Genomic DNA, 24,680 nt, shown 5'->3' with positions numbered 1-24,680 from the left:
TCGAAGCTTAGCTTTTGGTAGTCACACCAAAACTTAAGGTGAAATCCACGCTTCGCCGCTATCAGCTTTCGACGCCGCGTTGAGGGTCCTCCGCGACAGTTCCCCCGAGACCTCGACCCATCAGAAGCGGAGCGACCAATGGTGAGCAGACGCAACGTCATGAAGGCCGGCGCCACCGCGGGCGCAGCCGCGCTGGTCACGACCACCGCGGCGGCAGCGGCGCGCGGTTCCACCTCGTCCGCGACGCCGGCCCACGGCGCACACACCGGCCATGGGGGGACGGCGCACGTCGCGGCCGCCGCTGCCCCGTTCACTGTCCGGATGCCGATACCGCCCGTGCAGCAGCCGATCGCCTCGGTAGGCAACACCGACTTCTACGTCGTTTCCACCCGTAAGGCTCAGGCCGAGATCCTGCCCGGGACGCGTACCGAGGTGTTGACCTATGACGGGCTGTTTCCCGGCCCGACGTTCCGGGTCAAGACGGGCCGACTCGCGGTCATCGCCCACAGCAACCACCTCGACATGCCGACCGCGGTACACGTGCACGGAGGCCAGACCCCGTCGAGCAGCGACGGGTTCCCGACCGACGTGCTCGACCCGGGCAGGAGCCGGATCTACAGCTATCCCAACAAGCAACGGGCGGCCACGCTCTGGTACCACGACCATGCCCATCACATGGAAGCGGAGCACGTGTTCCGCGGGCTCGCCGGCTTCTTCCTGATCGACGACCCGGCCCAGGCCGACCTCCGGCTGCCGTCCGGCAACTACGACGTCCCGATCATGTTGCGCGACGCGCGGTTCGCCGACGACGCGAGCCTGATCTTCGAGCACGACGACTTTCAGTTCCGCAACACGATCCTCGCCAACGGCAAGCCGCAGCCCTACTTCCAGGTGGCCGCCCGCAAGTACCGGCTGCGCTTCGTCAACGCGTCCAACCTCCGCACGTTCACCCTGCGGCTCGGCAACGACGCCGAGGTCTCCCAGATCGCGAGCGACGGCGGGCTGCTGGCCGGGCCGACGCCGATCCGCTCCTGGAGCCTGACGCCCGGCGAACGGATCGAGATCGTCGTCGACTTCGGCGCGTTCCCGGTCGGCAGTCAGGTCTTCCTCGACGACGCGGTGGCCGGGCCGGTGCTGCGCTTCGACGTCAACCGGACCGCCGCCGACACCAGCCGGGTGCCCGACCGGCTGAGCACCATCCCAGCGCTGCCGGCGGCCACGAAGGAACGGGCGTTCACGCTCAACCTCAACCCGGCGACCGGCCAGTTCCTCATCAACGGGCAGCAGTTCGACGCCGACCGGGTCGACACCGAGATCAAACGGAACACCACCGAGGTGTGGACGGTGACCAACGGGGACACGCTCTTCGGCATCCCCCACAACTTCCACCCGCACCTGGTCCAGTTCCGGGTGCTCAGCCGCAACGGCCAGCCGCCCGCTCCGGGTGAGGCCGGGCTGAAGGACACCATCTCGGTGGGGCCGGGTGAGACTGTCCGGCTCCAGGCGACATTCGGGCCGCACCTTGGCCGGTATGTCTACCATTGCCACATGATCGACCATTCCGCGAGTGGGATGATGGCACAGATGAAGATCGTTCCCTGACCCCGAGAAAGGTTTCTTGTGCCCTCTGCAGAGAAGACTGTGCAGATCGGACGGACTCCCGAGGTCGTCTTCGCCTTCCTCGCCCGGGGCGAGAACGACGCACGCTGGCGTCCCAACGTGCTCGACGTCGCCCGCGTCGCGGGCGAAGGGGTCGGCGCTCGCTACCGACAGGGGCTCAAGGGCCCCGGCGGGAGCCGCATCCCGGCCGACTACGAGGTGACCGGGTTCGAGCCGGGACGGCGACTGGCCTTCCAGGCCACCGGCAGCGTGGTACGCACCCAGGGCGAATACACGCTCACGCCGACCGACGGCGGCGGGACGAACCTCACGCTGAAGTTGGCGTGGCAACCGAGCGGGCTGTCCCGCTTCCTCGGGCCGGTCGTCGGCAAGACCTTCGAGGAGGAGATCGCCGCCCTCGACGCCCTGCGCGACCTGCTCGAGAGCGAAGCATGAGCCGGTAGCCGCCGCCAACGGATGTCGGGCCCGGAGCCGGTTGGCTCCGGGCCCTCATCCTGCCTTGGATCAGGGACTGGTGCAGGTGACGCTGCTGGGTGCGGTGGCCCCGTTGCCGGTGGCGGTGAAGCCGAAGTTGGTCGAGGCGTTCGGGCCCACAGTGCCGTTGTAGGGGGCGTTCCTGACGGTGACACTGCCGGTGGTGCCCGTGTTGACGCCGCTCCACAGGCTGCTGATGGCCTGACCACTGGCCAGGGTCAGACCCACTGTCCAGCCGGTCAGGGCAGCCGTGGAGTTGTTGGCCACCGTCACCTCGGCCTGGTAGCCGCCGGGCCAGGTGTTCAACGTCCGGTAGGTGGCAGTGCAGGTGCCCGGCTCGCCGGTGGGCGGCGGAGTCGTCGGCGGGTCGGTGGGCGGCGGGGTGGTCGGCGGCGTGGTGGTCGGCGGCGTGGTCGACTCGAACTGGCTGAAGAACCTCCAGATCTCACCCGAGGTCCAGGTCCGTGAGTCGTTGGGGCTGCCCGACCCGTCGACCGGGCTGGGCGTGTGGTCCCCGTCGAAGGCCGCCCACTGCACCGGGTAGCCGGCCCGGCAACCCGAGTAGGCGGTGGTGATGTGGGTGAGGCTGCCCCGACTCGGCTCGCGCGGACTCTGCGCGGTGCACCCGTTGTTCCGGACGAACGTGTCGCGCAGTTGTCGCCCCTGCGAGATGTTCAGCACGCTGTCGTAGATGCCGTGGATGCCGAAGTAGGCGACGGGCTGGGTGCCGCCGTTGCATCCGCTGAGGTTGGCACCGGAGATCACGGTGACCGCGCGGATGACTGTGGGCCGGGCGCAGGCGACCGCGTAACTCATCGCCCCGCCGTAGCTCCAGCCCAGGGCGAAGCGCTGGGTGGTGTCCACACAGAGGTCGTTCTCGATCTGCCGGGAGATGTCGTCGAAGAGGGTCAGGTCCCGACCGTTGGTGTTGGCCCAGCCGGCGTTGATGCCCTGCGGGGCGACGAAGATGGCGCTGTTGTTCGACAGCGGCTGGAGGCCGTAGTAGCCGGCGGAGGTGACGTTGTTCGCCGAGCCGTTCAACCAGTGAAAGCCGAAGATCAGTCGGTACGGGCGGTTCCGGTCGTACCCGTCCGGGATCCGCAGGTTGTACGTACGGCTCTGTCCGCTGCTCTGGATCGTCCGGGTCCCGCTGGCGAGTGTGGGGGCCTTGCCGCAGCCGGCGGTCGCCGCGAGGGTGCCGTTGGTGGCGGCCGCCGTCGCACCGAGGCCGCCGCTCAGCACGCCGCCGGTGGTGGCCGCGAGGAGAAGCGCCGCGGCCGCGATGGATGGGAGGAAGAACCTACGTCTCAGCATTACTTGGGCTCCTTGCCGTTTGGCGTCTGGTGCTCGTGGCTGGGCAGCGGCACAGGGCGTGCTGCCGCCACCCGTCGGCGCCGGGCTGCCTGCGGTGGGGCGTCGGAGCTGGGCATGCGGCCGGAGCATTGTCGTCCGGCGACCAACCACTGTCGCCTGGCATCGACGGGGGCCCGGACTGGTCACCGACCGGGAAGGCGGCGGAAGGGGCGGGCCCCTCGGCGCGTCTTCGCCGGCTGGCTCAGGTGACCGGGAGCGTGCCCTTCACTCCCGGTTTGAAAGATAGCATGTTATCGATAACATGCTGATCCGCATCGACCGTCCGGCGGGGCGATCGTGCGTCGAATCGGCGACGCCCCGCAGGCGCTCATCGGCCTGCGGGGCGTCACTCGGCAGCTGCTGAAGATGCCTGGGCCGATCAGCCCGACTTCACCACGACGAAATACCAGACCTCATCGGTGGTGCTGCCATCGGCCTTGCGGCCCTTGACGACCAGGTAGGTGCCGGTTGCCTCGGTCGGCGTCCAGGTGATCGACGCGCGGCCCTCGGCGTTGGCCTCGACCGTCCCGGGGACTCCGCCGATGGTGTACTCGAACGACGTGATTCCGGTCGTACCGCCGCTGAACTCGAACCGGCCCTCGACGCCCACTCCGCCGCCGGGGATGCTCTGCGGATACTCCTCGGAGAAGACGTACGGGGCGGTGCCGACCTGGAACGGGTATTCGGTGATCGGCGAGAGCCGTCCATCCTCGGTGCGGCCCTGCACGGTGAGCATGTTGAGCCCGTTCCGGTCCGGCACGACCGTGACCAGGGTGTTCCAGCTGTCCCCGATGGGAACGGTCAGCTCCGGGCCGTCGTTGAGCCGGTAGCGGTACTCCACCACCTCAGGAGTCCATGAGGTGCTGAAGCTGAAGTCGCCAGGCACACCGATGCCACCCCTCGGGCTCCACTCGGAGAACTCGCTCCACACCGAGACCCGCGTGTCGCGGACCGGGACCGTCATGTCGCGCTCCGGCGACGTCGTTCCATCCTGAGCGACACCGGTGACCCGGGCCGAGAACCAGCCGCCTCCGGACTGCGGTGTGAACGAGACGGTCGCCGTGCCATCCGCCCGCGCCGCGACGGTCTCATACTCGCTGAAGTCCAACGAGTAGCGGAACTCCTTGGTGTCCGGCAGCACCGAGCGGAACGTCAGGGTCATCGGCTGACCGCCCGCACCGCCGTTCGCCGGGTCGGTGATGACCACCGGCGCCTCGAACGGTTGCCAGGTGAAGATCTTCTCCAGCGACCGGGTGCCATCGGCCAGCACAGCCTGGACGATCAGCGTGTTGTCACCGATGTGCGTCGGCGTCACGGTGAACTCCGTGCTACCCCCGCCGCTGTCGATCGCGACCTCCGGGCCGCCGTCGAACCGATAGGCGAACCCGGTCACGTCCGGCAGCCGACTGCTGACATAGAACTCCACCGGCAGGCCGACGCCGTCGATCCGGTTCAGATGTTCAAGCGTCTGCGAGTACAGGTGCGGCACCGCGTCGATGACGTTGAACTGGTAAGAGGTCGCCTCCGACTTGTCGCCGTCCGCCCGAACCGAGCGCACGACCATGTCGTGCCAGCCGGCGGTCGCCGTCCATGGCACGACCGCGGTGCCATCCGCAGCCGCCTGGACGGTCTGCGCGACGTCGTCCAGGAAGTACTCGTAGGCGACGACGTCACTACTGCGTGCCGTGAACGTGAACGATCCGGTCTTGCCGGCGATCTGGTCGGTGTCGAGGTTGAACTCGGCCGACTTCACCCCGGGAGCGTCGGTGACATAGACCCGCAGGGTGTCCTGACCGATGAGCTTGTTCTTCATGTAGCTACTGACGACAACCTCGACCTCGCCGGTCGCGGTGAACGTCAGCTGACCGGTGGCCTTGCCGTCGACGGCCGGCACCCGGGTTTCCGGCCCACCCTTGATCTGATAGCCGAAAGCGGTCGTCTCGGGCTTCCGCGCGGTGAAGGCGAGCATGCTCGGAAGCCCGACCCCACCCAGTTCGATCTCTACGCTCGGCGCGGTCTCGGCGACGTTGAAGCGGTAACGCCTCTCCGGCCCCTGGTTACCCACCGCGTCGACCGAGCTGATGGTCAACTCCTCGAACCAGTTCCGCTTCGGGGTGTATTCGAGGACCGCCGAGCCGCCCGGATGCCGCGCCTTGACCTGTCCGGAGTAACCGCTCGAATCACGCCACGCGAAGCCAACCACGTCGAGGTCGCCGCCCGCGTCGAGGCGGAATTTTCCCTTGAGGCCGGTGCCCCCGCCGGTGGTGCCCTCGGGGTAGAGCTTCGAGGCCACGGCCGGCGGGTTCGCCGGTGCCGTCTTGTCCATGACGAGGTAGCAGACCTTGCTCCACGGGCCGGCGTCGTAGTAGTCACGGGCCTGTGCCTGCCAGGCAAGAAGCTCGCCGTCGGCGTACTGACCGAGGTCCGTGCCGTAGTTGTAGCTGGAGAACTCGCGGCGCTGGTCCGGGTGGTCGACCGGCCAGATCGCGTAGAGGATCGACGGTGAGTCGCCCTCGTCGGGGTCGTTCACGGTGGCCTTGAACAGGGTCGAGGCCGCCGCCGGCGAAGGCTTGTCGACAGTGCCGCACGGCCGGGTCGGGTTCTCGAGGCGCGGTTCGGTCACCGTTGGCGGGTGGTTGGACGTGGAGCTCAGCGTCGGCTGCTGCAAGGTTCGGCCGGCCCGCGGGTCCGCCTCCTGGGCTGCCGTGATCCGGTATTCGATGGTGATCGACTTCTCGTGCCGGGCGAGCGCGGCGTTGAGCGTCGACACCATGTCGATGCCCAGGTAGCCGGGGCAGTAGTACGCACCTTCGCCGCGGTTGACGGAGATCAGCTTGTCGAGCTCGGCGGGCGGATTGTTCCAGGTCGTGCCGGTCTTGACCGGGGCGGTCCGCCACAACTCGATCGTCGCGGCGGTGGAGCAGTCGGTAACGGTGTCCTCGTACGTGTACAGGTACGAGTTGTGCACGACCGTGCCCTTGAGCTGAGTCAGGTCATAGGTGAAGTAGGAGCGGTAGGTGTGCGCCTTGTTCGCGTCGTCGAGCAGGGTGCCGACGGGCGGCGCCACCGCGGGGTTCACGAACTTTGCCTTGGGACTCTGCGAATCGAGGTAGGCCCAGCTCGACAGAGGCAGATTGACCGAGGTGGCGGCGAGGGCCGGCTGGCTGGTGGCCAGAACGACGGTAGCCACACCCACCACGGATGCCAGCATCGCTGATCCGATGCGCTTCATTTGGACGGATACCTCCACTTGACGGCACCTTGATCGACACCGTTTCGCGTCATCGTAGCGACGGGCGACATCGATTGTTCGCCGTGCGATCCTATGTGGAGCCGATCGGCAATTCGTGCGCCTTAGCCACGCGATTCAGGCCCGCAGCTGCCACTCCGCCCACTCGGCAGCAATACGGCTCGGATTGCCGATACGAAAAAGTGGGGGCTCGTGCAGCAGGAAGTCACGGTGGCTGATGTTCCAGGCGTACGCGCCGGCCATGGCGAAGACCAGCACGTCGCCCACGCCGATCGGCCCGGCGGTGCTGGAGAAGGACAGCACGTCCTTCGGGGTGCAGAGCTGCCCGACCACGGTGACCGGCCCGCCGTCGGTACGGGGACCGGCGGCAACGCGTCGCGGGTGCACGGTGAACGGCTGAGCGTGCCCCTTCGCGGCCGGTGTCCGCAGGTGGTGCGTCCCACCGGCCACCACCACGAACCACTCGCCGTAGGAGCGCTTCACGTCGATGACCTCGGTCAGGTACGCCCCGCAGTGGGCGGTGACCGACCGGCCCGGCTCGATGCGCAACCGCACTCCCGGGTAGCTGTCCAGGACGTCCGCCAGGGCCCGGCCGTAGCCCTCCCAGTCGAACCGCGCCTCGGGGTCGGTGTAGTCGACTGTCATGCCGCCGCCGACGTCGACCTCGGCGGCGTCGACCTCGGCCACCGCCCAGTCGACCACCGCGGCGGCGACCGTCGCGGCGAGCGGTGCGTCCAACCCGCTGGCCAGGTGGGCGTGGATTCCGCGGACGTCGATGCCGGCGGGCGGGCGGCGGACACACCCGACGGCGTCGGCCGGGTCCATGCCGAACGGGCTGGGCCCACCGCCCATGACCAGGCTCGCGCCCGGCGCGTCGACCGGCAGGTTCACCCGCAGCAGCACCTGAGCCGACCGGCCCGTGGCGGTGGCGAGCGCGCCGAGCCGGGCCAGCTCGGTGGGTGACTCGACGTGGATGCGGTGCACCCCGGCATCCAGCGCGGCGGCAAGGTCCACGTCGGTCTTGCCCGGCCCGGCGTACGCGGCCGGCGCCCGTCCCGGCAGCACCTCGGACAGCCTGCGTAGCTCGCCCCGGCTCGCGGCCTCGAACCCGTCGACGATCGGGGCGAGGGTCCGCAGCACACCGGGGTCCGGGTTGGCCTTGACCGCGTAGAGCAGCTCGACCGGCGGGGGCAGCGCAGCCCGGACGGCTCGGGCCTGCCCGGCCAGCGCATCGAGGTCGTGGACGTAGACCGGTCGGGTCATCGTGGCCCACCCATCGGGTTGGGCACCGGCACGAACGGCGCGGCCCGGTCGGCGTCGCGCCGCCAGCGGACCAGCAGGTTCGCCTTGGCCGGCAGCGGCTCCCCGTCGAGCAGCACGCGCAGCTCGGCGGGATCACCGAGGTCGGCGGCGACCGCCTCGACGACGGTCCGCAGCTCCTGCCACAGCCGCAGCTCGATTCCCGGCCGCGCGTCGGCGAGAGCCCCGCTGATCCCACCGAGATGGTTGACGAACAGGCAGTAGACGATCCGGCGGTGGGCGGCGCGGGGACCGTATCGGACCTGCGCCGGGACGCCGTCCGGCCAGGTGGCCCACCGGTCGGCATCCAGTTTCACCCCCTCCAGGTCGCGCAGCAGCATGCGTACCGGGCGACGGTCCCGGTCGAGCACGACGACCACGTTCTGCAGGTGCGCCTCGTGCACGACTCCGTGGCTGAGCCAGCTGTGCAGCACCGCCGGCACCAGCAGGTCGACGTACGCCCGCCACCAGGCGACCGGATCCGCTGTCACCAGCGGCGCGGCGGCGAGTGCCGCCGCCAGCACCGGGGTGTCACCGGGACGCAGGTGCGGGCGCAGACCGCTGCGCAGGATCGTTCCGTACGCCTCGTCGGGGCCGGCGACGTCGACAGTTCGGTAGGCGGGCTCCGCGAGCAACCCCACCCCGTCCGGCAGCGGCACCCGGGCCAGCAGGTCGGTCAGCGCCACCGCCCCGGTGAGTTCGTAGCGGGCGTTCTTGCGCAGGCAGTTGGTGATCCGCACGTGCAGGCTGGTCTTCACGAACAGGTCGGCCCCGGGGGCGTAGAGGGTGCGGACGCTCGCCGTCGGTCGGACCGGCACACCGGCCGCCCCCAGGTCGCGCAGCAGTGGGTGGGTGGGTGGGACCAGCGACAGCTGCCAGGGGTGCACCGGCAGGGCGCGGTGCCCGCGCGGGGGCCGGGGCGGGTCGAGCGCGGCCACGAGCGCATCGAACGGCCCGGCGTCGGCGGTCAGGTCGTCCGGTACGGCGAGCCAGTGCAGCCGGAACGCCGTGCGCAGCTCCGGCGCGTACGCCCGCCAGCTGTCCGGGTCGCCGCTGCGCCACTTCGGGGTGGGGTGGTGCGGGTGCCCGAGGACCAGCGACTGCTCGGAGTCGACGTACGCGTCGATGGCGGGCTCACCGGTGGGGGTGGGGTCCGCGGCGGGTCGGTCGGCCAGCAGTCGGGCCACGGTGTCCCGGCTGGCCCGGACCTGTTCGACGAACTCGTCATTCGGCAGCCCGGTACGGGTGGTCAGCTCCGCCGCGACGAGGGCGGCCAGCCCGTCCGCGTCCAGGTCCGCCCACCGTCCACCGCCGATGTCCCGTTGCACCGGGCCGGTGTAGCGGTGTGCTCCGAGCGCCGAGGCTCGGGCCACCGCGCAGCGCACTGTGACGTCGAGGTGCCGCAGCAGCAGCCGGACGGCACCGTCGACCACTGTCGGGATGCCGTCCGGCGGAGCCAGCTCGCGCAACAGACAACCGAAGACGGTGTGCGCGGCGGCCAGGTCGGCGAGCTGCCCGGTGTCGGTGGCCGGCCGGGAGCGCAGCTGGGCGCTCGTCATCGTGTCTCCCGCAGATAGTTCGGGCCGGTACGCAGGTAGTACTTGTTGATGTCGGTGCAGCCGAGCCGTTGTTTGGGCAGCAGGGTGCCGGCGGTGAGCATCGCCTTGACGGGCAGGTGGGTGGCGTTCAGGACCCGCTCGGTGAAGGTCCGCGCCGCCGGGCCGTCGCCCCACCGGTCACGGGCGGCGACGAGCCGGGGCACCAGCGCCTCGGCCGGTGTCGGCACCGGCAGCCCGCGGGCGGCCAGCGCGACCAGTGGTGCGGCGGCGGCCAGGTGCACTGTGATGGTGATGAACACGTCGGCCAACTCCTGCGGGTCACCCGCCCACATCCGGTCGTCGTGCAGGGCGAGCCCGGTCGGGCCGTCGTGCCGCGCGTCGAGCCGCGCGCCGTCGTTGTCCTTGTAGAGCAGGCCGACGGTGCCGTCCGGGTGCACCAGCAGGTGGATGTTCTGCGGGTGGGCCTCCAGCGCGATCCCGTGCCGGAGCCAGAGGAAGACGTGCCAGTCGAGCAGCAGGTCCAGGTAGGACTCCAGCAGCGCGACGGGCCGCTGCGGGCTGATCCGGGCGAGGACCGTGCCGGCCACCGGGTCGGCGGCGGCGAGGGCCGCGACCGGCACCACCTGAACGCCGGCCAGGTCGCGCGGAAACCGGCGGAGCAGGAAACCGCGTCGCTCGTCGCCGTCGACCTGCGCCCAGGTGCTCTCGTCGGCGTGCCGGATCCGGCCGACGAAGCGGGATTCGGTGGTGGCGATCCGGTCGAGAAGTGCCGCGACGGCCGCGCCGTCGGCGAGCGAGCCCGGTGGCAGGGTGCGTCGGTTGCGCGCGCCGAGGCTCGCTGTCGGCAGCGGCAGTTTGAGATGCAGGTACGGGTCGTGGTCGAGCGCCACCGTCCGCATGGAGAGAGTGGGTCGCACCGGGGTCACCGGCAGGTCGACCACCGGGAGCGCGTCGCGCGCCACGGTGAGCGGATGCGCCGGTAGCAGCAGATGGTCCGGTCGCGGCGCGGCCGGCCACCAGGACGGGAGTTGGCCGGTGAGCCGGACGTCCGCGGCGGGGGCGGCGTACCAGCGCAGCGCGAAGCGTGGGGCGTGCTCCGGGGCGTACCGGAGCAGTTCGTCGTCGCGCAGACCGTGCCGGCACCGGTCGGTGGGGTAGACGGGGTGGCCCTGGTGGGCGGCGAGCACGTCGTCCAGGAGCGCCGCCGGCAGGCCGCTCGGGGTGCCCGCCCGTTCGGCGGCCACCTCGGTGAGCACCCGCTGCCGGTTCCGGGCGGCGAGCCGCCGGGCCCGCAGGTCGGCGCGGCACTCGACGGCGAAGTCCCGCCAGCCGGCCTCGGCCTCCGCGTTGCCGTGCGGGGCGAGCAGCGTCAACAACCCTTCGAGTGTCTCCGTACGCCGCGCGTCGCCGTTGCCGTCCACCAGCAGCACCGTCGGCGCGGAGCTGCGCACTGCCTGCTGGAACCCGTCCGCCCGGACCGGTATGCGCAGCCGGCCGGCGGGGTGCGACACCTGCCACCAGTCGGGTCCGTCCGCGCGGCCGGCGGTGAGCAGACCGAGGTGATCCTCGCGCAGCAGGGCGTCGAGCACCCGGGTGAAGACCTCGCGCTCGCAGTCGTCGCTCACTCGACGATGATCCACTGCAGGTCGCCGCGGAGGGCGGCCAGTGACTGCCGGACGGAGTTCTCGTCGGGGCCGATGCCGTGCAGCACGGCAAGGTAGTCGCGGTTGGTGCCGGTGTGCGGGGCGGTGCGGCCCACCTCGCGCAGCGGGTGGCAGCCCAGACGGACGTCACCGTGGACGGTGTCCAGCCGGCCCGGCGCGGCGACCAGACGGCCGGACCGGTCCGCACAGACGTACTCGACCCGGGCGTGGCGGTCGACGGTGTCGGGCAGGCGCAGGGTGGCCAGCGGCTCGCCGAGGTGCAGCCGGATGACGTACTCGAACAGCGGCACACCGAGCAGTTCGGCGAGGATCAGGTCCATCCGGTCACCGATGAGGCGGTAGTTCACCTCGATGAGCCGGACCCGGCCGGCGGAGATGACGTACTCGGTGTGGCAGGCGCCGAAGCCGACCCCGAGCGCGTCGAGTCGGGCCCGTAGCTGGGTGCGCACCGGCTCCGCCGGGGGCGACCAGGCGAGGCTCTCCTCGGTGAAGGTCGGTGGCGGGCCGAGGGCGGTGCGCCACCCGCCGAGGGAGGCCAGCTCGGTGCCGTCGCCGAGGGTCTCGAAGGTCCGCAGTTCACCGTCGAGGTACTCCTCGACCACCAGGGCCACGTCGGGCCGCCGGTTGCGGATCTCGGCGACCCGGGCGACCAGCTCGGCGTGGTCGACCACCAGGTACGCGTCCTCACTGGCCACCCCCTCGCGGGGTTTGACCACCGCCGGGAACATCCCGTTCGGCACCTTCGGCGGGGCTGCGGGGTCGACGGTGACGACGCGTACCCGATCGAGGCCCGAGGCGGCGATCACCCGGCGGGCGGCGGCCTTGTCCTTGCAGAGACGGGCGGCGTCCGGGTCCTTGCCGGGCAGGCCGAGCTTTCGGGCGGCGATCGCGGTGACCTCCTGGAGGTGGTCGCTGTTGGACAGTAGCGCCACCGGTCGGGTCGCTGCCGTCGCCGCGACCACCGCGGCCGCGTCGCGGACCGCGCACCGCGTCACCGGCACGTCCGCAGGCCATTCGGCGGGCCGGTCGGTCAGCACGGTGGCCGGCAGCCCGAGGGACGCCGCCGCCGGAAGGAACCCGTGCAGGACGGCGTCGGTGGGGTTGAGCGCGGTCAGGTAGAGCCGCATACCGCCTCCGTCGACTACCACGATGTCACGATTAGGGTAGCCTACCCTTATTAGATGGATATGGTGCGGTCTGCCCGGTGCAGCAGTCCGGCGGCAACCAGACCACCGATCAGCACCGCTGCCGCGCCCACCAACTGTCCCGTCTCCAGTGCCGAGGCGAAGGCGACAGTCACCGCCTCCCGCTCGGCACCGTCGCGGGCGGCGGCGAGAGCCGCGGGGAACGATCCGGCGCCGGCCAGTGCCGCCGGCAGCAGCGCCGCGAACCGGGCGTTCAGCACGGCACCCAGCACCGCGATGCCGAGGCTGCTGCCCACCTCGGTCATGGTGCCGTCGACACCCGCGCCAGCGCCGGCCTTCGCCGTCGGGATCGCGCTCATCACGGCCTCGACGATGGCCGGGTTGGCCAGCGCGCAACCGGCACCCATGACGAGCAGCCCCGCCAGCAGCACCGGGTACCCGTCGGACGACAAGAGGGTGACCAGCGCCAGCCCGGTCGCGAGCAGCGTCATACCGACGGCGATGGCGACCGCCAGGCCGAGCCGACGGATCACGCCCGCGACGACACCGCTGACGTTGAGCAGCACGATGGACAGCGCGAAGGGTGCCATCCGCAGTCCGGCTTCCCAGGCGGGGTAACCCCGCACGAACTGGAGGTGCTGGGTGAGCAGGAAGAGCGCGCCGGTGGCACCGAACGTGATCAGCACGACCCCGGAGATCGCACCGACGAAGCGCTGGTCCCGGAAGAAGCCCATGTCCAGCATCGGATGCGGGATCCGTCGCTCCCACCGCACGAAGATCCCGAGCACCAGTACGCCGACGATCGCCACACCGATCACCTCGGTCGACGTCCACCCGCGCTCCGGCCCGGAGATGATCGCCCAGACGACCGCGGTCAGACCGGCGGTGGAGAGCACGGCGCCGGGCACGTCGAGTCGACCACCGGCCGGCCCGCGGGACTCGGGGACCAGCGCGCGACCGACGAGCAGGCAGACCAGCACGATCGGCACGTTCACCAGGAAGATCGCGCCCCAGGGCAGATGGGCGAGGATGGTACCGCCGATCGGTGGGCCGATGGCGAACCCCAACGCGCTGGTCGCAGCCCAGATGCCGATCGCCCGGGACCGCTCGGCGGCGTCGAAGACCTGCATCGCCACCGCGAGCGTCGAGGTGACCAGCAGCGCGCCGCCGACCCCCATGCCGGCCCGCGCGGCGATCAGCTGTCCGCTGGTGTCGGCGAGACCGGCGGCCAGCGAGCCGGTCCCGAACAGGACGAGCCCGGCGAGCAGCATCCGGCGGCGGCCGTACCGGTCCGCGGCGCTGCCGGCGGTGAGCAGCAACCCGGACAGCACCAACGCGTACGCGTTGATCATCCATTGCACCTCGGCGGTGCTGGCACCCAGCTCGGTGGTGAGCACCGGCACCGCCACCGTCAGCACGGTGTTGTCCAGCACCACTACCAACTGCGCGACGCACAGCACGGCCAGGATGAGCCATCGCTGTGGCAGTCGTACCGGTGTCGCGGTGTCGGTGGCCGGCTGAACGCTGGTCACGCCACCGCCTTGGCGCCGTCCGCTGCGGGCCGCTCGACAGGTGCGTCGGGGGTCGACTGGCCGGCGGTCGGGCCGGGCCGGTGCGGGAATCGCCGCTGGTGGGCGAGGCCGAGGACGACCCCGGCGGCCACCAGCACGATGGCCGCGACGGCGACCGCCGGATAGCCGACCCGCTCGGCCGCCGCGAGACCGATGGATGACGCCACGAACGAGCAGACCAGGCCGAACGACGACAGGACGGTGAAGTCGGTGCCACCGGTGTCCGGTCGCGAGTAGTCCATGTTGACCGTGTAGAGCACCACGTTGGCGATGGTGTAGGCCACCATGAAGCAGCAGAGCGCGGCGACCGTCCCACCCAGCGGCGCCTGGCCGTTCATCAGGGGCAGCAGCAGCAACGTCGACACCGTGAGCGCGAGGCCACCGGCCACGAGCACGCCACCGCGCCCGAACCGTCCGACCCCGAGGCCGGCGACCAGACCCGCGACGATGGCCGGGGCGCTGGTCACCACGCCGGTGACGACGCCGATCCGACCCAACGACCATCCGGCGTCGACCAGAGCGGGGGTGACCAGGGCGTACGCCATTCCCGCGCCGACGTAGACCAGCGGCACCACGCCGAACGTCCACCACCGGCAGCCGGGCTGCCCGAACACCGACAGCAGTGCCCGGTAGGCCGTGCCGATCCGGGCCACCCGATCGGTACGGGGAGGCTCCCGGAACCGCCACACCACCAGCAGGCCGACCGCGGTCATCGCGACCAGCAGGCCGATCGCCGACGCCCAACCGAACTGGTCGTACACCAGGACGCAGGCTCCACCACCGAGCAGGTTGCCGAGGTAGCTAGCGGCGACCTGGATGCCGTTGCCGGTCCCCCGGGCCGACTCGGCGAGCATCCGCACCGCGACGGCGTCCACGGCGATGTCCTGGGTGGCGGAGAAGAACACGTACGCGGCGCAGATCGCGACGATCGGGCCGAGCGCGTCAGCCGGGCTGGCGAACGGCAGCAGCGCCAACAGGGCCAGCACCAGGGCGCTCTGCAGGACGAGCAGCCAGGAACGGTAGTGGCCGCGGTGCCGGGAGCCGTACCGGTCGAGGATCGGCGCCCAGAGGAACTTGATGGGCCAGATCAGGCCGACGATCTGCAACAGCGCCAGCGTGTCCAGCGAGGTGCCGCCGTCGCGCAGGATGGCGGTGAGCCCGACGGTGATGAAGCCGACGCCGAGGTACTGGGTGACGTACAGCGCGGTCAGGGTGCCGAGCCGGCCCTTCATGCCGCTTTCCAGTAGCCGAGGGAGGTCAGGCGGTCCTTGTCGACGCCCAGCGTCTTGCGCAGGTGTCGGGTGATGCCCCGGGTGGTGGCGGCCTCGCAGGCCACCCAGTAGTGGCCCGTGTCGCTGGCCGGCAGGGCGGCGCAGACCGTATCGACGAGATGTTGGCCCGCGTCGCGCCGAGGCACCCAGGTGACCTCGTGGTGCGCCCGGGCCCGCAGCGCGAGCGCCTTCTCGCCCTCGTGGGCGTACTCCAGCCAGACCGTCGCCGGGATGTCGGCACCGGCGTCGAGCAGGCTGTTCACCGCGGGCAGGGAGGCTGCGTCGCCGACCAGGTAGAGATGCTCGGGCGCGGGGTCGGGCAGCTCGAACGCGCTGCCCTGAACGGTCGCGGTGATGGTGTCGCCGACGGTGGCCGTGGTGGCCCAGCGGGCCGCGCAGCCGTCATGGATGGCGAATTCGAGGGTGAAGCGACCGGTGGCCGGGTCGGGGTCGACCAACGTGTAGGCGCGCTGGTGCGCCCGCCCGTCGTTGTCGAACCACAGCCGGATCCACATCGTGGGGTGCACCCCGCACGCCTCCAGCAGCCCGCCCCCGTCCAGGAGAAGCCGCTGGTAGTGCCCATCGATCGACTCGGTGCTCAGGACGGTCAACCGAAAGTCCCGACCTCCCATGGCCTTGAGGACCAGGGCCTCCCAGTTCCGTTTCACACACCCCTCCAGGTAAGGTCATCCTTGGTTAGGGGAGGTTAACCTAAGTTGCGCCCCCGATGGAACAGAGGACAGCGCCCGATGACGTACCAGGAGAAGATCGCCGGCCTCGGCCAGCTGTCGTTGGTGACCGTGGACCCCGACCGGGACGCCGCCCTCCTGCACGGCTGGGTGACCCTTCCCCGCAACTCCTTCTGGGGCATGGGTTCCCACACCCTGGAAGAAGTGCGCGAGATCTACGCCTTTGTGGACAGCCTGCCCACTCACCACGCGTACCTGATCGTTATCGACGACGAGCCGGTCGGCCTCTTCCAGACCTATCAGCCCGAGGCGGACCCGGTCGGCGAGCGCTACCCCGTCCAGCCCGGCGACGTGGGAATGCACCTGCTGCTCAGCCCCGACCGACGCCTCGCCCGCAGCCTCACCAACGCGGTCGGCCCCGCGGTGGCCCGCTTCCTGTTCCGCGATCCGGCCGCGCAGCGGATCGTGGTCGAGCCGGACGTCCGCAACCACCTCGCCCTGCGCCGACTGGAGATCGAGGGCTTCACCCTCGACTCGGAGATCGACATGCCGGACAAGCGGGCCCAACTCGCGTTCCTGACGCGCGCCCGGTTCGCGGCGAGACACCAGACACCGGCCTGACCGCCGTAGCCCACCGACTACTGCTGGCTGGTGGCGGCGGGCGTGCCGAGCCGGTTGTCCAGCGCGCTCAGCTCGGCGGTGCGCGCCTGCTGGATCCGGCCGGCGAGCGCCTTCACCTCCGGGCTCCCACCGGCGGTCCGCTCGCCCCGGCAGAGCACCACCGTCTGCGCGAGGTGCGCCCGGATGAGCGCGGCGGCGCGGGACGGCACCTCGACGTCGGGGGCGGCACGCAGCTCGGCGAGGCTGGCCTCGGTGACCATACCGGGCATCTGGTGCCCCTCGTGGATGTTCAACTCCGACACGTTGCCCGCGGCCAACAGCCCCCGCAGGTCGCGCAGCTCGGCCTGATGAGCCGTCCGAAGCTCGCCGAGGAGGACCCGCAACGACGGATCAGCGCCCGCCGGTCGGGTGTCGAGCTGGTCGATCAGCGCGAGCACGCCCTCGTTCATCGGGATCAGCAGTTGGATGAAGGCGTCGTCGGTGCCGTTGAGCACCACCGGCACGATCGGCACCGCAGCGGTCGGTGTGGTGCTTGCCGACGAGGCGACCGGGGCCGGTTCGGTTCGTCCCCAACCGTTGGTGAGCCCGACGGCCAGCGCGGTGGCGACCACTGTCACGACGACGCCGACCATCCGCCCGGTCCGGACGCGAGACCCGGGGCGCTGCGCCATGATCTGCTCGGCCCTCCGTCCGTCGGTGCTCAACGGGCGGCTTGGAACGCGCGGCCGACAGCTGTCGCCTCGGTCCCGTCGCGGAACAACCCGGACCGGTCCTTCTCCGTGGCGGGTAACCCGAACCAGGCGTAACGCTGCAGGTACGGGAGTTGACCGAGCATGGCGGTGGCCGCGGTGAGGAAGGCCGCCTGCTGCTCCTGAGAGGGAAACTGCGAACCGCCCGCGCCGAAGCGGATCAGCGCGAACTCGGTCAGCCAGATCGGCTTCCGGTACCGCTGGTAGACAGCCTGTAGGTACTGCCGGAGTTGGGCAACGGCGGTGGCGGTGGTGAAGTCGGCACCGAACCAGTGCAGCGTGATGAAGTCGACCCGGTGACCACGGGCCTGCGCGCCGGTCATGAACCTGTCCAGCCAACCCTGCGGGTCCGGCCCGCCCCAGGCGACCGCCGGGCTGCCCAGCCTGCTGCCCGTCGCCATCAACTGCGGCCACAGGTCCAACGCCTGCTCGACGGTCATGTTCGCCTGCTCGGGCAGGTCCGGCTCGTTGAAGGTGAGCAGGTACGGCCCGGCGGCCCTGGCCCGCGCCAGCTCCGTGGCGGTGACGTTCTCCGCGCTGCGGATCATCGGCACGAACGTCGCACCGCGCGGAGTGCTGATTCCCGGATGCTGGGTGCCCCAGGTGTAGTACCAGCCGGCCTTGGAGTTCGCCAGCGCCTGACTCGCCCCGGCGAAGTTCCACACCCCGACGCCCTTGCGCGCGGAGCTGATCACCGGCGGCACCGGCGCTTTCGACGCGGGTCGTGCGCTCGGCGGCGGTGCGACGCTCGGGGTGACGACTGCGGTGGGCACCGCGGACGGCGGCGCCGCCCAGGAGGGTGCGGGCGGATCGTCCGGCTGGATCACCACCGCCATGGTGATGGCCAGGACGGCGGCGGCCACCCCGGCGACGAGGGACGGCACCAGGCCACGGGGCCGGTTCACCGCGAGGCCGACGACGCTCTGACCACCGCCGCCATCGGTGGGCGGGGTCGGCCCGGCGGCGGGTCCGACCGCCGGGCTCGGCGGCGCGACGGCCGGCGCGGCGGCCACGGGGGCGGACACGTTCGGCAGGTGGGCGCCGAGACCCGCCGGCAGCGGCAGCAACGGCAGGCCGGCGAGCAGCCGGTCGATGGGCAGGAGCGTGCTTCCCAACCGGACGCAGAACGCGCAGTCACGGACGTGTCGAGCCAGTCGCTTGCGCCACAGCGAGCTGGGCGTACCGTCCCACTCGGCGGTCACGGCGCCCAGTTCCGGGCAGCCGGGGCGGGCGCGGAGCGCGCGTACGACGGCGCGGGCGCTCTGGATCTGCTCCTTCATCCGGTGGATCCGCACCGCGACGTGCCCGGGTGACAGCCCGAGCGCGTCGGCGACCTCGTTACGGGTGATCTCGCCGGTCTCCTCCAGCCACCACAGCGAGAGCAGTTCCTGGTCGTCCGGGTCGAGCCAGCGGGTCGCCTCGGCCACCTCGCGTCGCTGGTCGGTGAGGCCGAGCCGGAGAATCGTCATCCCCGCGAAGTCGGAGGCGGGGTCGGGCACGTTGTGGATCGCGTCGAGCCCGGCGTCGCGGTTGAGCGCGACGCGTCGGCGCGTCTCCCAGTCACGCACCTGCCGGATGGTGATCGCCACCAGCCAGGACCGGTAGGCCGCCGGGTCGTTGAGCGCGGGCAGGTACCGGATCACCCGTACCAACGTCTCCTGGACCACGTCGTCGACGTCGGCGTGCCCGCGCAGCGCACGCCCGACGATGTTGTAGACCAGCGGGAGCGAGGCCGTGACGACGTCGTCGAGAGCGCGCTGGTCGCCCTGCCGCGCCGCGACGACCAACCCGACATCGGGCAGTGCTCGACCGGCTGACGACATGCGTCTCACTCCTTGTGCTCGTCCGCGCGGTGCCCACGCTGGGTGCGCTGACCGCCCTCAGGATCGGAGACTCGCGGCAGCGGGTGGGATTACAGAATTCCCGGGGGGTCGGTTCGCCACAAGCGACGCGGGTTCGCCGGCGGCGCATACCGGGCGGCGATGCCGGGTATGGTGCGGGGTGTCGGTGTCGCCGGGGCGTTCGCCCCGTGCACAGGACACCCGCATTCGGGCGCCAACGTGTGCGCCGACGCGTCACCAGGTCGCACGGCCGACGTTGCCGAGGCCGGGACGCACCCCTCTCGTAGAGACAGGATCCCCGCATGACACCGAACGACAACGGTCGACCCGTCCTGTTCCTCGCCACCTCCAACGGCGAGGCGCTGGACGGACCGGCGGTGACCTTCGACAGCAGCGAGGAGGCCATGCGGCAGCTGCGCCACCCGTTCGCGGTGCGGTCGGCCCCGCCGGCCCGGGCCGCTGTCGACGCCCCGGACCAGCGCGGCTGACCCGTAGGCGTTGTCCCGCGAACGCCAGGGCTCATACTTTCGGTTAGGAAAAGGTCGCCCTTTCGGGTAGTGTCCGGGTCATCAGGTGAACGACATGACGCGGCGGCGAGGCCCGTGTTCGTGGCCTTGCGACAGCGCACCTTCGCCCGTATGTGCGCCCCGGCGGTAGCCGGTTCGGAGACCCTTCCGGTCGATCGACGGGCCTGCGGGAAGGACCACCCACGTGGCCACCATCGTCGACAACGCGACCAGCACCCACACCGACCAGAGCCCGGATGAGCTCCTCGCCGAGATGAAGGCGACCCCGGCCGACGACCCCGGCCGGCCAGCCCTGCGGGACCGCGCCATCGAGGCGTGGCTGCCGCTCGCCCGGCACCTGGCGCGCCGCTACGGCGGACGCGGCGCGCCCGACGACGACCTGGCCCAGACCGCCTTCGTCGGGCTCATCAAGGCCATCGACAACTTCGACCACAGCCGAGGTGTCGACTTCAGCGGGTACGCCATCCCCACCATCATCGGCGAGATCAAGCGGTACTTCCGGGACCGCACCTGGGCCGTCCGCGTGCCCCGCCGCCTCCAGGAACTGCGCCTGTCGATCAGCGCGGCGAACAGCACCCTGATCCAGACCCTCGGCCGCTCGCCGACCGTCGCCGACATCGCGTCCTACCTCGACGTGTCCGAGGAGACCGTCCTGGAAGGGCTGGAGGGTGCGCGCGCCTACCGGGCCACCTCGCTGTCCACCCCGGTCGGGGCCGACGGCAGCCGGGAACTCGGGGACACCCTCGGCGACGACGACCGGGCCTTCGACCTCGTCGATCTCCGCATCGCTCTCGGGCCGGCCCTCGCCACGCTGCCGGAACGCGAACGACAGATCCTGAGCCTGCGCTTCCACGGCAACCTGACCCAGGCCCAGATCGCCGACCGGATCGGCGTGTCGCAGATGCACGTGTCCCGACTGATCACCCGCTCGCTGGCCGCGCTGCGCCGCCAACTGGGCGAGGACATCGCAGCCTGAGCCCGGTCAGAGTTGGACGACGTGGCCCACCCGTGGCGGCGTACGACCGGCGAGAACGTCGAGCCACGCGTGTTGCAGCGCCGCCGGCCCGGCACCGACCCGAACGTCGAGCCACCCGCTCACGACGGCGGCGAAGCGTTGCCACGCGGCGGTGAACCGCTCGTCGAGCCCGTCGCGGCCCCAGTCATGGCTGCGCTTGCGCATCTGCACCGGCGCGAAGAACACCTCCTCGGCGGCGTCGGCGTTCGGCGTCTGGTTGGTGAGCCCGACCGCGATGTCCCGGACGAGCCGGTCACCGAGGCGCCGCCGCAGGGCGGCACGGGTCGAGGACGCGCCGGACAGGTCGAGGTAAACGGTCGGGACCACGTCGAGGGCGTCGATGTCGTCGTACGACACGACCTCGTCATAACAGCCGAGCGACCTGGTGAAGGCCACGTTGCCGGGTGAGGTGAGACCGATCAGGCGCGGCCCGCGCCGGTGCAGCTCGAACGCGGCGGCGTACGCGGTCTTGCTCGACGCCGACGACACCAGCAGCGCCTCGGCCCCGTAGAAGTCGTTGTCGACAACCTGGTCGGCCAGCATGAACGAGGTGAAGAAGAGCGGCCGGAACAGGATCAGCAGATCCTCCTGGTCGCGCCGGTACGCCGGGTCGCCGATGGTCGACCGGTACGCGTTGTACGGCGACGGCAGCTCGACCCGGTGCGGGCTCGCCTCACGGAACCCGGACCCGTCCACCCGGTCCGGGCGCACCACGAGGTGACCGGCGGGCGGGAGGTAACCGTAGATCCGTTGCCCCACCTCGACCCCCGCCACCGCCGAGGCGACCACCTCGGCGAAGCCCCAGAGCGGCGGCAGGCCCCACCGCGGTCCGAGCCCCTGGGCGGTCGGCGGGAAGAACTGCCAGTAGCGCATCGCATCGCCGAGCACCGCGTAGGTCACGTTGTTGGCGGTGAGGCCGACGCGGTCCACGCGCAGCAGCGCCTCGCCGTCGGCTACGGCGGGGATGGGGCCATCGACGAGCGTGGTCTTCCCGAGGTCGTCCCGAGCCACCGCGAAGGTCCATGAGTCAGCCATGAGGTGACGCTAGACAGCACCGCAATCGGAGACAAGTGCACTGCGAGTGCAAAATCCCACTGTTCGCTCAGGAGCCGGCGGCGGCGAGGCCGCGCAGATGCGCGAGCGGCAGGTGCGGTGGCCGCCACTCCACGAAGAGGGCTGTCGCGTCGTCCTCCAGATGATCGTCCTGGTAGCTGACCACCGCGCGGACCAGCCGACGCATCGTCTCCGGGCTGGGCAGCCCGTCGTTGAGGGCGCGGTTGACGAAGTCGACGAGCCGGTCCAGTCCGAACTGCTCACCCTGCCCGCTACGGGCGTCGGTGATGCCGTCGGTGTAGGCGAGCAGACGGTCACCGGGGTGCAGATTCTCCACGTGCACGCGGGGCCGGCGAGCAGACAGGTGACCCAGCCCCAGCGGCAGAGCCGTCGGCCCCGGAAGTTCCCGGACGGCCTTGCCGTCGCGCAGCAGCATGGCACCGGGATGCCCAGCGTTGATCATGCTGAGGTGCCCGGTCCGACGGTCCAACTCGATCAGCAACCCGGTGGCGAAGAAGTTCGGGTGCTCGGACCGCACCCACCGGTCGATGCTGATCGCCGTGTCGACCAGGTCGAGGCCGCACCGACGGGCGTTGCGGTACGCGCTGACCACCAGCGAGGCCAGAGTGCTCGCCTTGATGCCGTGCCCACAGGTGTCGAAGAGCCCGACGCTGAGCACGTCACCGTTCAACGCGTAGTCGAAGATGTCGCCGCCGACGTCATAGCACGGTTCGAGGATGGCGGTGACCACCAGATCGTCGGTGGCGAAGGTCAGCGGCGGCAGCAGGCCCCACACGATCTCGGCCGCGACCTGCATCGGCATCCGCCGCCGCATCCGCTCGACCACGTCACCGTAGGACCGGCGGTTGACCAGGATCTGGGCGACGTTGACCGCCACCTCCCAGACCGGACCATCCATCGTCTGGTCGGCGGCGGCCGGCGAGACGATCTCCAGTACGCCCATCCGCTCACACCCGAGCAGCAGCGGCACCCACACCCGGTCGGGGCTGTCGGGCGCGCGCTGGATGTCGAGGGTGGTGAAGGCCCGGCCGGCGAGCGTCGTCTCGATCGACAACTGCTCCCGGTCAAAGCCCGCACCGAGCAACGGGACGAGGAGGGTCTGCTTGTAGTCGGCCAGATAGATCACGATCTCGCTGGCATTGATCATGGGCGCGGCCCGGGCCACCAGCCGCGACACCTCGTCCGGACCGCCCTGGGGCGCGTTGAGCTGCAACCAACGCACCACATCGCCGACGTCGACCACGCTCCACCTCCCCCTGTCCTGCCCGCTCGCAGGAGCACCTGGTGCGAGCGGTGAGGCTACCCCGCCCCGGCACGCACCGGCGGCCACCGAGTCGCCCGCGGGCGAAGGCGCGTAGTGAATATCAGACCGCCGCTGCCCGGTCCGAACAGAGCGGCCTCACGGAGATGACGTGTCGACGAGATCAGCCGGGTTGAGGCTCAGGGTGGCGAGCAGCCCGGAATGCTTGGCCGGGTCCACGCGCTCCGGCAGTTCGCGCTCGACCCAGTCGGCCCGGGCCTGCTGGCCCCGGTCGCGTAGCGCGGCGACGATCCGGTCCCGGGCGATCCTCATCTGGTGCTCCCCTGGTTGTGATATTGAAACGGTCATTCGCACGGACAATGGTGTGCGTGTGCGGTCGGATCCGGCCCATCAAGCGTTCCGACCGCGATGACGGACGGCCCCGAACGGCCGGGACGTGGTCGGCGATTGGCCAACACGACCAGCGAGTCGCGACGATGGAGAAGATGAGCGGTAACACCCCTGGCGGGCTGGTGGCGACGGCGTCTCGTGGCCGTCGGGTGCCCCGGGCGACATGTTCACCGTACGCCCTCGCGGCGGCCCGCCGCACCAGCGCCCTGGACGGGCCGGAGGTCAGGGCTCCAGCACCACCTTGCCGGCCCGGCTGCGGGCCTCGGCGAACACCAGCGCGGCGCAGACCTCGCCGAGCGGGTAGCGGGCGGCGATCTGCGGCACGATCACTCCCTGCCGTAGCAGGTCGAGCACGGTGCCGAGGTCGGCGCGCAGACGGCGGCGGAACGCGGCACGGCGGGTGAGCTGACCGGCCCAGAAGTTGTAGAAACCAGCCCGGTGGCCATTGGGCAGCGCGTTCCAGGTGTAGAGGCGGGCCAACAGCTTCGCGAAGACCCAGACGACCGACTGCCCGGTACCCACGGCTGCGGCGTTGCCGTAGACGACCAGCTTGCCGCCTGGGGCGAGCAGGGCGTACGAGGTGCGGACGCCCGGGCCCGCGACCGGGTCGAAGACGGCGTCGACGCCACCCGGCGACAGCTCGCGAACGTGGGCGGCCATGCCCGGGTCGCGGTAGTCGAGCGGTTCGACGCCGAGTTCACGCAGGCCGGCGTGGTGCCGTGCGGCGGCGGTGCCGATGACCCGCAGCCCGAGGTGCCGGCCGAGCTGGACGAGCACGCTCCCGACGCCGCCGTTCGCGCCGTGCACGAGGATGGTCTGCCCGGCCGTCAGGTCGGCGTCGCGCAGCATCTGCCAGGCGGTCACCCCGTTGACGACGACGGTCTCGGCCGCGGCGGGGTCCAGGCCGGTCGGCACGGGGGTCAGGGCGTCGAGGTCGACCAGCGCGTGGGTGGCCCAGCCACCGGTCTTGGTGACCGCCGCCACCCGGCCGCCGACCAGGGCCTCGTCACCGCCGGGACCGACCGCCCGGACGGTGCCGACGAGGTCGTAGCCGGGCACGAACGGGAACCTCGGCTGGCCGGGGTAGAGCGCGCGGCGCATCTGCTGCTCGGCGAACGAGATGCCGGTCGCCTCGACCTGGACGAGCGCCTGCCCCCGGCCGGGGACGGGCATCGGGCGTCGGCGCAGCTGGAGTCCGTCGGGCTCCACCACGCCGGGCAGCACCACTTCGGTGATCATCGCGTCGGTCGTCATCGAATTCTCCCTTGTTTGTAAGTGTGCACTCACACACTTGTCGAGGTCGAAAA

The 24,680-nt window shown here is 71.0% G+C and carries 20 protein-coding genes; 5 read left to right on the top strand and 15 right to left on the bottom strand.

All coding sequences use genetic code 11. The annotated features are described in order from the left end of the window. The first annotated feature begins 138 nt into the window (after positions 1–138). Complete coding sequence (locus QSK15_RS03665) at positions 139–1,602, top strand: multicopper oxidase family protein (RefSeq protein ID WP_285792888.1); 1,464 nt, start codon at positions 139–141, stop codon at positions 1,600–1,602. Between the two features lie 18 nt (positions 1,603–1,620). Continuing rightward, the gene (locus QSK15_RS03660) at positions 1,621–2,055 is read left to right on the top strand and encodes an SRPBCC family protein (protein WP_285792887.1); all 435 of its coding nucleotides are present in this window, start codon (positions 1,621–1,623) and stop codon (positions 2,053–2,055) included. 69 nt (positions 2,056–2,124) lie between these two features. Here the strand turns inward: QSK15_RS03660 and QSK15_RS03655 are convergent, their stop codons facing one another. The 9 genes from QSK15_RS03655 to QSK15_RS03615 form a co-directional block, all read right to left on the bottom strand. Continuing rightward, positions 2,125–3,408 carry a CE1 family esterase gene (locus QSK15_RS03655; protein ID WP_285792886.1) on the bottom strand — a complete coding sequence of 428 codons (1,284 nt, stop codon included), beginning with the start codon at positions 3,406–3,408 and terminating at the stop codon, positions 2,125–2,127. A gap of 418 nt (positions 3,409–3,826) precedes the next feature. Then, on the bottom strand, positions 3,827–6,658 hold the full coding sequence (locus tag QSK15_RS03650) for a hypothetical protein (RefSeq protein WP_285792885.1): 2,832 nt from the start codon (positions 6,656–6,658) through the stop codon (positions 3,827–3,829). Between the two features lie 156 nt (positions 6,659–6,814). Then, positions 6,815–7,960 (bottom strand): alanine racemase, encoded by a 1,146-nt coding sequence (locus QSK15_RS03645; RefSeq protein ID WP_285792884.1) that lies wholly within the window; start codon positions 7,958–7,960, stop codon positions 6,815–6,817. After that, positions 7,957–9,555, bottom strand: a complete 1,599-nt coding sequence (locus QSK15_RS03640; RefSeq protein ID WP_285792883.1) for an IucA/IucC family protein — start codon at positions 9,553–9,555, stop codon at positions 7,957–7,959. Before QSK15_RS03640 ends, QSK15_RS03645 begins: the two co-directional genes overlap by 4 nt. Beyond that, complete coding sequence (locus tag QSK15_RS03635) at positions 9,552–11,180, bottom strand: IucA/IucC family protein (RefSeq protein WP_285792882.1); 1,629 nt, start codon at positions 11,178–11,180, stop codon at positions 9,552–9,554. The genes QSK15_RS03640 and QSK15_RS03635 overlap by 4 nt, the downstream gene beginning before the upstream one ends. Next, positions 11,177–12,346 (bottom strand): ATP-grasp domain-containing protein, encoded by a 1,170-nt coding sequence (locus tag QSK15_RS03630; RefSeq protein WP_352232172.1) that lies wholly within the window; start codon positions 12,344–12,346, stop codon positions 11,177–11,179. The genes QSK15_RS03635 and QSK15_RS03630 overlap by 4 nt, the downstream gene beginning before the upstream one ends. Before the next feature lie 50 nt (positions 12,347–12,396). After that, entirely contained in the window at positions 12,397–13,896 is a 1,500-nt protein-coding gene (locus tag QSK15_RS03625; RefSeq protein ID WP_285792880.1) for an MFS transporter, read from the bottom strand. After that, positions 13,893–15,167 (bottom strand): MFS transporter, encoded by a 1,275-nt coding sequence (locus QSK15_RS03620; protein WP_285792879.1) that lies wholly within the window; start codon positions 15,165–15,167, stop codon positions 13,893–13,895. Before QSK15_RS03620 ends, QSK15_RS03625 begins: the two co-directional genes overlap by 4 nt. Next, the gene (locus QSK15_RS03615; protein ID WP_285792878.1) at positions 15,164–15,874 is read right to left on the bottom strand and encodes a siderophore-interacting protein; all 711 of its coding nucleotides are present in this window, start codon (positions 15,872–15,874) and stop codon (positions 15,164–15,166) included. The genes QSK15_RS03620 and QSK15_RS03615 overlap by 4 nt, the downstream gene beginning before the upstream one ends. Before the next feature lie 81 nt (positions 15,875–15,955). On the opposite strand from QSK15_RS03615, the gene QSK15_RS03610 reads away from it, so the two are divergent. Further along, the gene (locus tag QSK15_RS03610; protein ID WP_285792877.1) at positions 15,956–16,516 is read left to right on the top strand and encodes a GNAT family N-acetyltransferase; all 561 of its coding nucleotides are present in this window, start codon (positions 15,956–15,958) and stop codon (positions 16,514–16,516) included. A 17-nt stretch (positions 16,517–16,533) separates the two neighbouring features. On the opposite strand, the gene QSK15_RS03605 is transcribed toward QSK15_RS03610, so the two are convergent. Together QSK15_RS03605 and QSK15_RS03600 are read right to left on the bottom strand one after the other, a co-directional pair. Continuing rightward, positions 16,534–17,220 carry a DUF305 domain-containing protein gene (locus tag QSK15_RS03605; protein ID WP_285792876.1) on the bottom strand — a complete coding sequence of 229 codons (687 nt, stop codon included), beginning with the start codon at positions 17,218–17,220 and terminating at the stop codon, positions 16,534–16,536. Next, positions 17,217–19,088, bottom strand: a complete 1,872-nt coding sequence (locus QSK15_RS03600) for a sigma-70 family RNA polymerase sigma factor (RefSeq protein ID WP_285792875.1) — start codon at positions 19,086–19,088, stop codon at positions 17,217–17,219. The genes QSK15_RS03605 and QSK15_RS03600 overlap by 4 nt, the downstream gene beginning before the upstream one ends. Before the next feature lie 320 nt (positions 19,089–19,408). Between QSK15_RS03600 and QSK15_RS03595 the strand changes: the two genes are divergently transcribed. Further along, complete coding sequence (locus QSK15_RS03595; protein ID WP_285792874.1) at positions 19,409–19,594, top strand: hypothetical protein; 186 nt, start codon at positions 19,409–19,411, stop codon at positions 19,592–19,594. A 223-nt stretch (positions 19,595–19,817) separates the two neighbouring features. Then, positions 19,818–20,609: an RNA polymerase sigma factor SigF gene (locus QSK15_RS03590; protein WP_502889468.1), complete on the top strand. Its 792-nt coding sequence runs from the start codon at positions 19,818–19,820 to the stop codon at positions 20,607–20,609. Between the two features lie 6 nt (positions 20,610–20,615). On the opposite strand, the gene QSK15_RS03585 is transcribed toward QSK15_RS03590, so the two are convergent. From QSK15_RS03585 to QSK15_RS03570, 4 genes are all read right to left on the bottom strand, one after another. Further along, on the bottom strand, positions 20,616–21,683 hold the full coding sequence (locus tag QSK15_RS03585) for a DUF2855 family protein (protein WP_285792873.1): 1,068 nt from the start codon (positions 21,681–21,683) through the stop codon (positions 20,616–20,618). A gap of 67 nt (positions 21,684–21,750) precedes the next feature. Next, positions 21,751–22,965, bottom strand: coding sequence for a PP2C family protein-serine/threonine phosphatase (locus QSK15_RS03580; RefSeq protein ID WP_285792872.1), 1,215 nt, complete (start codon positions 22,963–22,965; stop codon positions 21,751–21,753). A gap of 156 nt (positions 22,966–23,121) precedes the next feature. Continuing rightward, complete coding sequence (locus QSK15_RS03575; protein WP_285792871.1) at positions 23,122–23,295, bottom strand: hypothetical protein; 174 nt, start codon at positions 23,293–23,295, stop codon at positions 23,122–23,124. Between the two features lie 300 nt (positions 23,296–23,595). Continuing rightward, positions 23,596–24,627 (bottom strand): medium chain dehydrogenase/reductase family protein, encoded by a 1,032-nt coding sequence (locus tag QSK15_RS03570; protein WP_285792870.1) that lies wholly within the window; start codon positions 24,625–24,627, stop codon positions 23,596–23,598. Positions 24,628–24,680 lie beyond the last annotated feature (53 nt).

The sequence above is a fragment of the Micromonospora sp. NBRC 107095 genome (assembly GCF_030269705.1).
GTDB lineage: Bacteria > Actinomycetota > Actinomycetes > Mycobacteriales > Micromonosporaceae > Micromonospora > Micromonospora parva.
The sequence above is the reverse complement of the archived record's forward strand: the minus strand, read 5'-3'. Positions and strand labels throughout refer to the sequence as shown.